Source organism: Flavobacterium sp. HNIBRBA15423 (assembly GCF_052655965.1).
Map to the genome: position 1 here is coordinate 4,041,091 of NZ_CP199751.1, position 14,284 is coordinate 4,055,374.

The 14,284-nt window shown below is 31.0% G+C and carries 11 protein-coding genes and 1 pseudogene; 1 reads left to right on the plus strand and 11 read right to left on the minus strand.

Annotation, left to right across the window (positions count from 1 at the left end; translation table 11 throughout):
- Positions 1-91: 91 nt before the first annotated feature.
- The 10 genes from ACULEV_RS18010 to ACULEV_RS18055 form a co-directional block, all read right to left on the minus strand.
- On the minus strand, positions 92-766 hold the full coding sequence (locus tag ACULEV_RS18010) for a hypothetical protein (protein WP_445456438.1): 675 nt from the start codon (positions 764-766) through the stop codon (positions 92-94).
- Between the two features lie 148 nt (positions 767-914).
- Positions 915-1,394 carry a hypothetical protein gene (locus ACULEV_RS18015; RefSeq protein WP_445456439.1) on the minus strand — a complete coding sequence of 160 codons (480 nt, stop codon included), beginning with the start codon at positions 1,392-1,394 and terminating at the stop codon, positions 915-917.
- 850 nt (positions 1,395-2,244) lie between these two features.
- Entirely contained in the window at positions 2,245-2,661 is a 417-nt protein-coding gene (locus ACULEV_RS18020) for a hypothetical protein (protein ID WP_445456440.1), read from the minus strand.
- Positions 2,662-2,709: 48 nt separating this feature from the next.
- Positions 2,710-3,615, minus strand: a complete 906-nt coding sequence (locus tag ACULEV_RS18025; RefSeq protein WP_445456441.1) for a tetratricopeptide repeat protein — start codon at positions 3,613-3,615, stop codon at positions 2,710-2,712.
- 205 nt (positions 3,616-3,820) lie between these two features.
- Positions 3,821-5,509, minus strand: a complete 1,689-nt coding sequence (locus tag ACULEV_RS18030) for an SBBP repeat-containing protein (RefSeq protein WP_445456442.1) — start codon at positions 5,507-5,509, stop codon at positions 3,821-3,823.
- A gap of 202 nt (positions 5,510-5,711) precedes the next feature.
- Positions 5,712-6,908: a serine hydrolase domain-containing protein gene (locus ACULEV_RS18035; protein WP_445456443.1), complete on the minus strand. Its 1,197-nt coding sequence runs from the start codon at positions 6,906-6,908 to the stop codon at positions 5,712-5,714.
- Between the two features lie 177 nt (positions 6,909-7,085).
- A complete protein-coding gene (locus ACULEV_RS18040) occupies positions 7,086-7,625 on the minus strand; it encodes a hypothetical protein (protein ID WP_445456444.1) in 540 nt (179 codons plus the stop codon).
- 415 nt (positions 7,626-8,040) lie between these two features.
- Complete coding sequence (locus tag ACULEV_RS18045; RefSeq protein ID WP_445456445.1) at positions 8,041-8,778, minus strand: peptidase MA family metallohydrolase; 738 nt, start codon at positions 8,776-8,778, stop codon at positions 8,041-8,043.
- A gap of 242 nt (positions 8,779-9,020) precedes the next feature.
- The gene (locus tag ACULEV_RS18050) at positions 9,021-9,779 is read right to left on the minus strand and encodes a hypothetical protein (RefSeq protein WP_445456446.1); all 759 of its coding nucleotides are present in this window, start codon (positions 9,777-9,779) and stop codon (positions 9,021-9,023) included.
- A gap of 179 nt (positions 9,780-9,958) precedes the next feature.
- Positions 9,959-11,425 (minus strand): serine hydrolase domain-containing protein, encoded by a 1,467-nt coding sequence (locus ACULEV_RS18055; protein WP_445456447.1) that lies wholly within the window; start codon positions 11,423-11,425, stop codon positions 9,959-9,961.
- Positions 11,426-11,658: 233 nt separating this feature from the next.
- Between ACULEV_RS18055 and ACULEV_RS18060 the strand changes: the two are divergent.
- Positions 11,659-13,234 (plus strand): annotated as a pseudogene (locus ACULEV_RS18060) (IS1182 family transposase).
- Between the two features lie 131 nt (positions 13,235-13,365).
- Here the strand turns inward: ACULEV_RS18060 and ACULEV_RS18065 are convergent.
- Complete coding sequence (locus tag ACULEV_RS18065) at positions 13,366-14,094, minus strand: alpha/beta hydrolase family protein (protein ID WP_445456448.1); 729 nt, start codon at positions 14,092-14,094, stop codon at positions 13,366-13,368.
- Positions 14,095-14,284: the final 190 nt, after the last annotated feature.

Sequence of the window (14,284 nt, forward strand, 5' to 3'; positions counted from 1 at the left end):
GGCGAGGATTTTCCGAAGGAAAATATCGGAAGTCGGCAAACATGCAACCAACTTTGTTTTAGCTAAAACTAGCAATTTTTTATACACGGAGTTACCAACTGTGCTTTCCTCTTTTAATTTTATGGTCGATTGTAATTCTACCATATTCCTCATCTACAACCTCTATTTTTTTTGGGGCAACTGGAAGTTCTTTATTTCCATAGTCACCCACGATATTTTTGTCAAAACTCTCAATGTTTTCATTAATATCTCCTACTAAAATATTTTGGGTGTTAAGATAAATACCAGAATAAGCCGTATCCATTTTGAAATTGACTATTTTTTTAGAATCGAATAATATTAATGTTGCTAAAACAATTCCAGAATTTCTTTTAATACTTGTTATTTCAAAAGTTTTGTCGTCGGATGGATAGTCATTTATGATATATGCATATTTTTGAGATTCATCGGTCAATGTTTGGTCAAATATTATTGAGTTATTTACTATTAGTCTAATTGGCTGTTTTTTTCCGTATAATAATATTTGTGTTAATTCTAAAGTGTCATTTTTTATGTCGTTAGCTAAAGATATTATGTTCTCTTTGATTTTTTCCTTTTTTCCTTTTTTAAAATTTTTCCAAGTTTTTAAATTAAGTGTATCTGCTAAACTATAATCAAGTCGTGGATGAAAATATTGAATGTTTTCTATTTCAGCAAAATCAGTTGTGTTTTGCCCAAATATTAATATTGGAATTAATAAAATTAGTATGACGACTGTTTTTTGCATTGTTGGTAACGTTTGGCCGCTTGTGGTAGTTGTGTAAATTTATAACAAAAGATTACAAGTACAAAACTCCTCGTGGAATTTTCAGAGAAAATTCCGAGCACAAACTGAGCCTAGCAATTGTTACAAACGGCTGTTAGCTACAGTTCTTTTATTTCTCTTCTTTATTCATTTCAACAATTAGCTCATTCCAATTCAAATAATTTGATTCAATTCGGCTTTTCTTCAGATTACCTTCCTCATATTTTATTTCATAAATAAAGGCTCCATTTTCATTCTCAAGTAAGAAATACAAGTTTTTATTTCCGTTCCTGTCTTTTATTATTTTCTGATTTAAGAATTCAGAGTTGGTAAATGGTCCGATTTCAATTTGTTCTATTAGGCTATCATTTTCAGAATATTCAGTTGATATTCTAATTGATTTAATTCCAGAATTCGATATGTTTTTTATTTCGCTGAAGAACTTTTTCCCATTTAGGGTATCAAATTCAAAAGTTGTCACTGCGTATTCTTTATTCGGAAGTTCTTCATCTTTAATTCGGTCAATTTCATTCCTAAAATTATTATCGGAATTATTGTTTTTACAAGAAATCGAAAGTATTATAATTATCAAATAAATCGTCTTTTTCACTTGAGTATGTTTTAATTGTAGCTAACGTCCCTGCGGCTTGCCTCAGTGGCTTAGCTCTCACCGAACAATCACAAATATAAACCAAACTTTGAGTTATCATCGTGTTTTCTAAAGAATCACCGAATTAAGCCATTGAAGCAAACCGCTGTTAGCGAGAGTTTTTTGTTTACATTCTCCAAATTTTCCCTGAATCAAAAAAATATCTTGCCGTTTTAAGATGTCTTTTGGGATTAAAATTAACATTGTTATTGTCTTGTTTGAAAATTAGTATGTCGTTTTGAAAATAGTATTTTCCTTCCGAATTAATTTTCTTTTTGTCTTCACTATAAGTTACGTTCGATGTCTTGAGATAAATTAAAGAATCTTGGTAAAAATAGTATGTGTCTAAATTTTCGGAGTTTAACGAATATTCTCGAATGGTTTTCAATAATTTTGTTTTAGAAACATCTGTATAATACCATTCTGCACCGCCACCGATAACCTTTCGTTTGTTTCCTTTCTTATGGAAAATAAAATCTTCAACCCCTCCCTGAATACAAGTTGAGTCAATTCGTTTAACAATACTGTCTATTTCATTGATGGTGAAATTAGGGTTTTGTCCGTAGGTTATTATCGATAAAAATAAAAATAGAATTGTTGATGTTTTTTCATATTCATTAGTTTTTCTGTCGATGCGATAAATTCTCGCTAACGTTATGAGGCTAGCTTTCAGTGGCGTTGAACCAACACCAAGCCATTACAAATATAACAAAACATTCCATTCAGCAGTGGATTTTCCGTAGGAAAATCCGGAACAAGCCATTGAAGCAAACCGCTATTATAGTGTGTTTTTATAGTTTAAATTCCGATTTTATTTTCCCCATAAATCTGAAATATTGTCAACTGGTAAATAATTCCACCAACTATAATTTACAAATTTTTCCTCAATTTTTAATGTGTCGTTTTGTTCATTTATTAATTCAAAAGGATATTCCGCAATCATACTATATTTTGGATTCTCTTTGTCATAAACAATAACAACTAATTTTTCTTTCGGATATTTATCTCCTTGTTTACCTTGAAATTTAATTTCGTTAACTTGATATTCATATCTTGAATATTCGTAATTATGTTTTCCAGATTGCCAATTAGCTACTATTTTTCCATAAGTATATCCTGTGTTTTTTTTCAGTCCGCTGAAAGTCGAATAATTCCAAGAGAATATAGTTCCAAATATCAATAAAATTCCGATTATGATTAAATATAAATTTCGTTTTTTATTACTCATTTCTAAAATACACTACAACGTTGTAGTGGCTGTTAGCAGGCGTTTTTATTATTTGCAATATTTTTTAATTAGTTCATTCGGGTCTTCAATGTTGTAAATTTCTTTCCACTCTTTTTTATACACATAACCCTTTTGGATTGCAATATTCCAAAATTCACATGCTTTTTCAATATTGCCTAAATAACAATATGAATTTGCCATATTATTATATGAATATTTGTCAGTATCAAAATTTTCATTAAAAGATTTGCCAAGATTTATGTTTAATGCTTTTTCAAAATCAAGAATTGCATTTTGATATTCTTTTAAATAAAATTTGCAAAGACCTCTATTGTTATAAGATACTTTGTCTATTGAATCTAAAGATATTGCTTTATTAAAATCTAAAACTGCATCTTTATACATTCCTAATTTTAGTTTAATATCTCCACGATTAATGTATGCACTAGTATATTCAGGATCTAATTTTACAGCTTTATCATAATATAATATTGATAAATCAATTTTTTTCCATTTACTATAAAGTAAACCGAAATTAAAAATTATGGCAGATGAATCTTTGTCAAATTCCAAAGCCTTTATATAGCTTTTTTCAGCAAGCTCAAATCTTTGAGTATTTTCAAAAACTATCGCTCGTCCCATCCATGCAAGTGAATTTGTTGAATCAATTATTATCGCTTCATTATGGTTGTTTAGTGCTAAATCATAATTTTTCAAGTGAAAGTAAGTTGTACCTCTAACTCTAAAATATTTTGAGTTTTTTGCATTTAACTCAATTGCTTTGTTGGAATATTCTAATGCTTCAAGTGAAAGTTCTTCCGATAAAGCATTGTGAGTAGTATTATTTAATATTTCAAATGCTTTATTGTAATAATATTCGGCTTTAAATTCATTTTCTTTGTTTTGTCCGAAACATAAAGAATTTAATAAGATAAATAAATAGAATATTCTCATTTTTGAAATTTTAATTGATATTTTTCTCCGTCTGCAGTAAAATTACCACTAACGTTTTGCAACTTGGCGAAGTGGTTGACTTTTAAGCACTTAACTTTAATTTATTACTGAAGTTTATTTGATGAACTGACCTTGAATTTAGCACTGAACCCGCCATTTTGTAAAACTGCTGTTGGCAGATCGTTGTTCTGTTTTTATATGGTTTCTAATATATAACTAATTTTTTAATTTCTTTTTCATTTTGACTATTCGTTATTATGATAAAATATATTCCACTTTTTAATCCTGATTTTTCAATATTCATTCTTCTCCCACTAAAATTAATTTTTTTTATTTCTTTTCCATTCATATCAGTTATCTGAATTATAGAGTTAATCTGTTCTTCTTCAAAATCCAAAAATGAATTTGAAATCATTGGATTTGGATATAATGTTATCTTATCTTTAATTAATTGTTCATTAATGGATAGAATACTATTAAATTGTAGTTTAGAAATGAAGATGTCTGATTTGTTGGAAATAGAATTGTTCGCAAGTAAATGACTACCGAAAGTTATTGTTGGACTATAATAGCGACCAGTTAAAAATGCATCACCAGTATTATTTACTCTAATTTTATTTGTTTCTTCAATATAATTTCCACCTGCAGAATTTGCCTGTAACACATTTCCTTGCGAATCGTATTTTATTACATAAATATCTCCCCATCCGTTAGTTCCAACATTTATTAAATTAAAAGAACCAATATTTAATGCAACATAAAAATCTCCTGCCAAATAAGTATTTCCATTTATGTCAACATCAATACTATGTCCATTACTATTGTTGTTAGCATAGCCAAAACTTCTACCCCAAATAATGTTGAAATTATTATCAAATTCTAAAACATATGTGTTTAAACATAAACTATTTCCTTGTAGAATTGTACCATTGAAATTTATTGATGATTTATAAAAACTTCCAGTTACATGAATGTCTCCATTGCTGTCAACTTTTAAATCTCTTCCATAATCAGATTGTTGTCCGCCGAATGAATACGCCCAAACTACATCACCAGAATTGTTATATCTTGCTATATATATATCAGCAGTTGAACTATTAGATACAGAATTTGTTAGAGTTGTATTACCAATTGTAATTGTAGGAGAAAGGAAATCCCCAATTAAATAAACATTACCATTATTGTCTGCTCCAATAGATTTTACGTTTTTTGTTGTTATTCCACTTATACTTTTCCCCCAAATAGCATTTGCATTACTATCTAATTTAAAAAGATAGACATCCTGATAACCTTGTACACTATTTGTAACAGTTTGATTATTAAAATTAAGTTGACTTCCTAAAGTACCTCCAAATACACCAGTAATATATATATAACCATTATTATCAACGAATATTTTTCCTCCATCTGAATAAAAAGAAGAGCTAGTACTCTGTTTAACAAAAATTTGATTTCCATTACTATCATATTTTATAATGAATATATCACTAATGCCATTTGCGGTTAAAGTAACACCTTCAAAGTTTACGATTCCTTGAAATGTTCCAATTACATAAATATTTCCATTACTATCAGTACAGATGTCTCCACATCCAACAATATTGTTTGAAGTTCCAGTTATACATTTTGCCCAAATTACATTTCCAAGTGTATCTTGCTTTAATATATAACCGGAAGAATAACTATTATTAGTCAATGTATAAGTACCAAAAGTTATGCTTGAACTAGCAAAAGAACCTGTACTATAAACATCTCCGTTTGAATCAATTGCTATTCCATTTCCTCTATCATTTTCATTGTTACCAGCATTTAATGCCCATTGCCAAGTTGATGTTTGAGAAAATATATTTGTAATTTGAAAAATTAAAATCAGTATAAATATAATTTTTTTCATCTTTATTGTTTTAAGTTCTTGAATTCTCGGTCTTTTTTATAATGTCTGCCAACGGTCTAGTATAAGAGCAGTAGCGGATTTTAAGGCAATTACCTATCCACTACCATAAAAGTTTTTAAATGCATAAGTCTTGATATTTCTACTTCACCCGCTATTGCTCTTATACAATGTTGTGCATAGTTGATCTTATCAATAGTCATGGCTAATCTTTAATATTATAAGGTATAAAATTTTCCCAATACCAAGGCATCCATCTATCTCCCATGGCAATTTCTAATAGCTCTTTAAAAATTCCTTCTCCGTTTGAACTATTGCACATAATGACCATACCTATGTTTTTTGATGGGTATAATATGGCATAATGTTCCCAGCCATCCATGTGTCCTTCTTTAAAAATTGCTTTACCATAAGGTGTCTCGTATATACCCCAGCCTAGACCATAACTTAAGTTAATATTTATATTTTCATCGGTAATTTTCCATCTATTATCCCCAAACTGTTGTTTAGAGGTAATAGCAATTTGTGGCTTGAACATCTCATCAAATGCCTTTGGGCTTAAACCTTTTCTTCCCAACATCACCTGAATGAACTTGGCATAATCCTCTGGGGTGGTTTCCATGCTTCCAGCAGCATATTCCTGATTTCTTTTTTGTCGTTCAAGTATCTTTTTTCTGTCGTAATGCCCTACCGCGTAGTTGGTCTCAAATCTATCTTGCCATAAATAGCTAGTCATCGTCATATTAAACGGTTGAAATACGTATGCCTGCGCCAACTCTTCCAATCTTTTTTTCGTGATTTGTTCAACTACAAACTGAAGCAATTGAATACCTTCTCCAGAGTAGCTGTAGTAAGTTCCTGGGTTTGATTCTATCTCTAGTGGTTTATTCATGTTGATGCCCGAATTTCCTATATATCTCCAGTTAGGAAAACCAGTGGTATGAGACAAACACATTCTGGCGGTTATCTTTTTATACCTTTCATCACCTTCCAAATCTTGATACCCTTCATAGGTTTCTTTAAAAGTATAGGATGGCAATGGTTTATCAAGATATTCCACTAAAGGTTTGTCTAAATCAATAACTCCAGCATCAACCAGTTTCATCACAATAAAAGCTAATACCGGCTTACTTAAAGAGGCGGCATAAAAGTTATTCGACATTTCTAAAGGCAGTTTTTTCTTTAAGTTTCTGAAACCATATGCTTTTTGAAATAATACACTGTCTTTTGTAATGATAGATATTGTGATCCCATGAACGTTGACTTCACGCTGTAAACGCTCAAAATTAGAATTTAGAGTCTCAACAGGTATAATAGAATCATCTATCCTTTTAATAGTTTGTGAATGAACTTGACATGAGAATATTACAAAGACTATAAAGAAGAATATAGTATGTTTCATGGATTGAAAATTTATTGATTAAATTTCGGATCAATTTTTATGCCTAAATTATGCACAACGGTTTTGTATATGATACGTTGCGTAGTTTAGCACGTAATTTAGCAAATAAAAACCGAATAGAAAATCCGCGAGGATTTTCGTAAGTAGGCTCTCACTAGCAATGGATTATATACGTTGTTACCCAACGTTTTTATTTCGGTTATACGATTCAGTTTCATTTCTTTCAAACGCAGACTTTGCAATAATTTCTTCCAAGTTTTTGTCTATTTGAGGAAATTCAGTTAGCATTTTATTTATAAAATTCCGCCAACCTTGGAATTCCTCTGTCACATAAGCCACTTTATTATTAGATTCTATTTTTAAACAAATATCATCAATTGTAAATCGGTCAACTTTAAATCCAGTTAGTTTATCAATCTCTGACCAATTGAATTTAGTGATTTCTTCATCGTAATTAATTTCAAATCCGTTTTCGGTTAGCTCAATTTTCTCAATTCGCTTTTTCTTTTTGCCTTTGTTCAAGAAAATCAGACACGAAATGGTAGTCAAAATCAGAATTCCGATTGTTCCAAAAGTCATTAAATCTATCCACATTCCGACATTGTGAATTCCAGTTGCAAACTTATTTAATAAAGGTTCAGATGTGAACAACAGCAATAAAGTCAGAAGTATGAATAATGCTAAATGAATTAATATTATTTTTCTTTTTCTAAACATTTATTCGCTTGGTATTGTTACAAAACCTGTCCAAATCATTACAACATAAATCAAACAGAATATTGCAAAACCCTTAAAAAAAAAATTGAAAAATTTAAAAATACCAGGTGCTTTCTCTACTAAACTGGTATTATTTCTGATATGGAACTCTTTAAGTTTTCCAGTAATTATTGGTCCGATTATTCTAAAAAAGAAAAATCCGAAAATAAAAAATAATGAAAGTCCAATTTTAAATTTCAATTTCTACGGTTTTTTGGTCAAATGTTGGGTAACGTTTTGCAGCTAAAAGAAGTGGCGATGAGCCAAGACCAAGCCAAAACAAATATAACGCAAACTTTTGAATTTTCGGAGAAAATTCGGAAGTATGCCCTTGCCCAAGCCATTACTTTTAACTACTGTTAGCGGTTCGTTGCTTTTAACATCCTTTATTAAATTCCTCCCAATCAAAATTTATATCTTTTGGATATTTTTTATTGATATAATCTTTTAAAGTATTCTCTAAAGTATTTGAGTCAATTCCGTAGATTTCGTTTAGTTTTTCATATCCACTTTTCCAAAGTTCTTTAAATTTAGATATTCCATAGTTATCAATTAGAAATTTACAAATAAAAGCACTTTGTGTGTAAGCAATCATATCAGGGTTTTCATAAAAATCTTCGGATAATTTATCGATAGAAATCAATTTATTACTTTGAATAAAATATTTATAGATTTCTTCTAATGAGTATTTAAAGCAAGTTCCGCCAACATAAGTTGCTAAACCTTCATTCATCCAAGTTAATGAACTATCTGGAGTTCCCCATTTATACATTGTTATCATATGCATCATCTCGTGTTTTATTGGCGAACCTTTGTCTTTAAGCAAAGTGAAGAAAACACCTCTGTCGGGATAAGCCAAACCTTGAGCGGCCATTCCACCATATTTTAGCATTTCTTTTCTTGATTTTAAAAATTCAATATCCATTTTATTATTGAGCTCTGTTTCCCCAATTAGTTTTAAATTTTCTTCAATTGCTTTTTGACATTCTTCAATTGCAAGATTTCTACGCGGAATTTCAACTTCAGTTGGGAATATGTATGTTATATTGTTTATAGTTTTAGTTTCTGTAACAATTTTGTTCCAAGTTTCATCATTTGTTTTTTTTTTGTGCACTACAACTGTAGAATGATAAAATCAGAAGTAAATAAGTAAGGTTTTTAATATTCATTTTTTAATTAATTATGTATTTGTGCGGTTTCGTAATGCAATGACCGCTAACGGGCCGCAGCTAAACGCAGGCAGGGATTTTTACCACTGAACTTCCTACGAAGAACAGAACGTAATTTTACTACTTACCTGTCCTACGAAGCACGAAACCCTTGCTTGCATGTAGGTGCTGTTAGCGGTAGTGCTATTTATTCTTCATATTCTTTTAAATGTCGAACAAGTATTTTTTCAACAAACTCTGTCATTGTTTGTGCTTGTTTAATAACTTTTGGCGGATTGTATTCGTGAGCAAAAACAAAAATGTTTTGATTGTCAATGTCGTATAACAACTTGTCTCCGTCTCCATATTGCCAAAATTCTCCTAGAATTAAAAACTCTTTTTTCTCAAACAATTGCTTGTCCAAATAATTGAAATTGATTTCTACACCTTCAAATTCAAAGACTGAAACGTGATTAAAAAATACTTTAAGTTCATCTGAAAATTTTAATGATAATTCATTTTCTTTAAATTCAATTTCATCAATACTTTTCCCTACTTCTACTTTAGTGTATCCATCGTAAGATTTAGTTAATTGTCGTAATAATTTGGGGTATATTTCTTTTAAATAGCCAAATTTAGTTTCAACTGACTTTTTTAATTTTTTACGTTTTTCGTCTTGTGCTTTACAGTAATCATCAAATTCCTTTTCGTAATTTTTTTTATAAATGTCAGATAAAGAAACTTCTATATTTTTTGATTTCAGCCAATTTGAAACAGCCGTTTGTCCGTGGTACACATTTCTTATTTCACTAAAGCTATTTGACGGTTTTATTTTTAAAAAATTTGTTCTTCCACATATTTGTTCAACACTTTGTACGTTTTCAGAAAACCAAGTTTTCCAATCTTCGGCTGTCAATTTTCCTTCGGAAAGTTCTATGAATTTTTCAATTATTTTTTGTTCGTCCATTCGTTTTTTTGTTTTTGATACGGTTTTGGTCGCATTACCGCTAACGGTCTCGTATATGAGTAGTAGCGGATTTCTAATCACAAACCTTTCGATTTTACTCTGACCTTGGTTTTATGTTTATACTTTTGTTTATATACTTAAGCCGCTATTACTTATACACATTGTTAGCTGCTGGCAATTTATTCCTTCTTCTTTGTAGCAGTAATAATTATCATATTGTTTTGAACTACTTCAAAAGTATCTATAAAATCATCATTTTTTGAACTTGAAAAAACACATTCGTCATTTGGTGCTGAAGCAAGAAAAAATGTGTTGAGTTTAGTAGCGTACATTTTTTCTGTTTGTCTTGCTGTAAGTTCAAGCTGATTGCTATTTTTAGTAATTGATATTTTCATTTGTGGATTTTCTGAATAATATTCGCCAATGTATTTTGAAATTAATGTTTCGGGAACAAAAGCTAACTTTTTCTTGATAGGTTTGTAAAAGTCTTTCCAATTATAAACTGTTGCAACACTATTTAAAAGTTCTTGTATAAAAGGTTGTCCGTTGCTTGGATAAGCATTTGTTAGAATAACAACCCCTTTGCCTGTTGTAAAACTTCCATAATATATAGAATTATAACCATAGCTTTCGCCTTCGTGCCAAAAATATTTTTCACCACCTTTTTCAACAATGCCAAATCCCAAAGCATAATTATTTAAAATAGGAGTAAGCATTTCTTGTGTTGATTTCTTATTAAGTATTGAGTTTGGGCCACTTTTTAAATCATTTTGAATACTAATAACAAATTTTGCGATGTCAGTAGCTGTTGACCAAAGCCCGCCTGCTGATTGTTCAGGATAGATATAATAATTTCCATTTAGTGTTTGCATTTCTTGGTCTGTGCCAAAAGCATAATTTTTATAATGCTTTGAAAGAGGCTGGCTGAAAGTGCTGTTTGTCATTTTCAGTGGTGATAACACAACTGTTTTCATTAAACTGTCATAATTAGCCGAAATATTATCGTCCAATATTTTTCTTATCACAGTATAACCGCCTCCGGAATATTCAAAGTGTTCGTTTATTGGATAGATTGGTATTATAGCTTCGTTATTGGCTGGCATCTCACCATTCAGAATTTGATTGATAGTCGGCAAGCTATCATTTATTGAATAACCAATAAAGCCGTGAACACTTAATCCTGCTGTATGGCTCAATAAATTTTTTAAAGTAATCAGTTTGTTTTTAGAAAGTTCATTGTCTGGGAAAGTCCAAGATTTTAAATATTTTCTGATGTCGGTGGTTAAAGAAAGCTTTCCTTCTTGCACAAGTTTCATTATGCCCAAGCCATTTACAGATTTGGTTATTGATGCAACCTGATATAATGTTTTTTTGTTAGCTAATCTTTTTGTTTCGATATCTGCGTAACCATAAGTTTTTGCCCACTCTATCTTTCCGTCATTTATTACTGCAATAGAAACAGATGGAATTTTGTAAAAATCCATTCTGTCCAGAATGTTGTATTTTGTAATAATACTATCCTCAAAAATAAAATCTTTTACTTCAGTCAGATTGTTTTCAATTATCTTAATTTTATTTTTCTGTCCGTAAATTAACTGTCCAAATGAGATAAAAATCAATAAGAAGATTATAGTCTTTTTTTTCATTTTATTTATTTAAGGTCATTATTTTGCTTGCAGCTAATGGTTTACGGCTATACGCAGGTGGGGCTTTTTTGCACCAAACTTTTCTACGAAGAACCGCACTTCAAATTTAGTACTTATTTTTCAATCGAAGCACTGAACCCCCAATCTCGCCAAACGGCTGTGCTTGTTGCACAACTCCATCAAAGATAACAAAAAGGCAACATTGAAAAGATTACTTTTTTGTAAATTTAAGCATGCAAGGAAAGAAAAATTTTACTCCCCAGTTATTTGTATCTGTCAATTTATTAGACCTAGTTCCACAGGATAATTTTTACAGAAAGTTGTTAAGCGAACTCAATTTACATTTCATATATCAAGCTACTAAAAAATATTATGGCAAAGAAGGGCAAGAGAGTATAGATCCAGTTGTTTTCTTTAAGATCTTGCTGGTAGGTTATTTGAATAACATAAATTCAGACCGGAATTTGATAGCATTTTGTAGCGATAGTTTGTCTATTCGATTGTTTTTAGGATATGATGTTCATGAAACTTTACCATGGCATAGTACGATAAGTAGAACGCGTCAATTGTATGGCGAAGAAATATTTTTAGTTTTATTCAAACGAGTGCTAAAAATGTGCGTTAGTCAAGGTATGGTTCGAGGCAAGCGACAAGCAGTAGATAGCGTTTTTATAAAAGCAAATGCTTCTATGGACAGTATAGTGGAAAAAGAAATTTTAGACGATGCGAGTGCTTTTGTAAATGAATTAGAAGAAAACAGCGAGTTTAAAACCACAAGCACAAGAAAAAAGATTGTAGAACAACATCATAATTGGAAAAAAGAAGCTTATAAAGGAATGCCAAAAGGTAGTCAAAAAGGAGATAAAACAGATGAGAACGGCAATTTAATTAGACCTAAATACGTATCCAATCACACCCATTATTCTCCTACAGATCCCGATGCTAAAGTAAGTGTAAAACCAGGTAAAGCCAGACAGTTAAACTATTTTGGACAAATCGCTGTAGACGATGCTCATCATGTAATCACAGGAGCGTGTTCTGATTTTGCTGACAAACGCGATAGTCAATGTATTGAAAAAATTGTAGAACTTACTCAGGAAAACCTAGCCGAAAACGACATTGAATTAGAAGAACTCTTAGCTGATGGTGGTTACAGTAGTGGCGAAGCTTTGGCGTATTTACACGAAAAAAACATCAATGCCTACATTCCTAACTTTGGTCAATACAAACCCGAGCGAGAAGGCTTTATATTTAACAAAGAAGAAAATTTACCAATGTACTAAACCTAGAGGTAACCAAGCCAAACTTTTATTCAAAGGCGAAAAAACCGATAGTAAAGACTACACCAAACGCACCTATAGAAGCAGTGAATCGGCTTGCAAGCATTGTGCACTAAGAGAACAATGTTGTGGTAAAAGTACTAAGTTCAAAAAGATAGATGATAGCATCCACAAAGAACATTACGACAAAATGCATCAAAAGCTGACCCAAAATGAAAAGTATGCCAAGAAAATGTCAAGAGTGCGAAGCAAAACAGTAGAACCAGTCATAGGAACCTTGGTCAACTTTACGAATATGAAGAGGGTAAACACACGAGGTATTAAAAACGCAAACAAGCATGTATTAATGGCAAGTTTAACGTATAACTTGAAGAAATACTTGCGCTTTACCATCAAAAAAACATCTATTTTAAGTCAAGTTATTTCCCTAAAACAAGGAAAGAACTTTGTTTTTGTAAAAACCATGTTTTACAACTTTAAAAACTGGATTTTAAGCCAACAAAATTTTTACATTTATAAACTCATCTAAAAATAAACCTCCTTTAAATCACTTTAAAAGAGGTTGGGTTTTTATGATTTTGATTCTGAAACTTCGGGATGTTTTAAAAAATGGTAGTTGTGCAACAGTTATCGCTGTTAGCGGTTCGTTGTTCTTCTTTCTCAGTCATTTATAAACGTTAAGATATATTTTTGAATTTCCTTTTGTTGCTCGTCATTAGCATTGTCGTCCATTTCATTGTGGGTCGTATTTGCCAATTTTACTATTTTCATTTTATACTTTTTAACTTCCTTTTCTGTCGGCAAAACACCTTCGTCCGCTAGTTGGTCGCTTGAACGTAACGAGTAAACTTTAACCTTTTTTATTTTTGGTAACGCCATTCTTCTGTTGTCCAACGTTATTGTTTTTTCAACGGTGTTCGGGTATTTTTGTGGGAAAAGAGCAGTCATATCACCACCGTTAGAATGTCCAATAAGTGTAATGTGTTTGAAGTCTAAATCAGGATTTGTTCTTTTGAGTTCGTTGATAACGAATAAAATATTGTCTGCACCACGTTCCCAAAATGGTCGTCTTACAATTTGTGGATTTCCTGTCAATGGTAATAAACTGTCAGTTGCAAGTTCGTGTTGAATGCTTACAACGAAAAATCCTTTTGTTGCTAAAAATTCTGTCAGATATGAATACGCCAAATAATCACCACCTTTATTTTGTCCATAGCCATGACTGAAAATGATAATTTTTTGTTTTCCAGAAACTTTTGAGGTTGGTTTATAAATTGCAATTGGAATTTCTCTCTGTCTGCTTTGGTCGTATAATTTTAAAGTGTCCAAACTAAACTCAAATTGAGTTCTATCTTCAACAGAAATTCCAAACGTTGAGTAACTTGTCAAAAGTCCTATTGTGAAAATGTAAAGTATTTTAATCATTTAATTTCTCTTTCGGTGTGTGGTTTTACAATGACCGCTAACGGTTACGTATAAGAATAGTGCGTAGTTTGAGTGCGAGGATTTTCCGAAGGAAAATCAGATGCAAGCAAACAAGCACTAACTTTTGATTTAGAAATAAACTTACGCATTATTT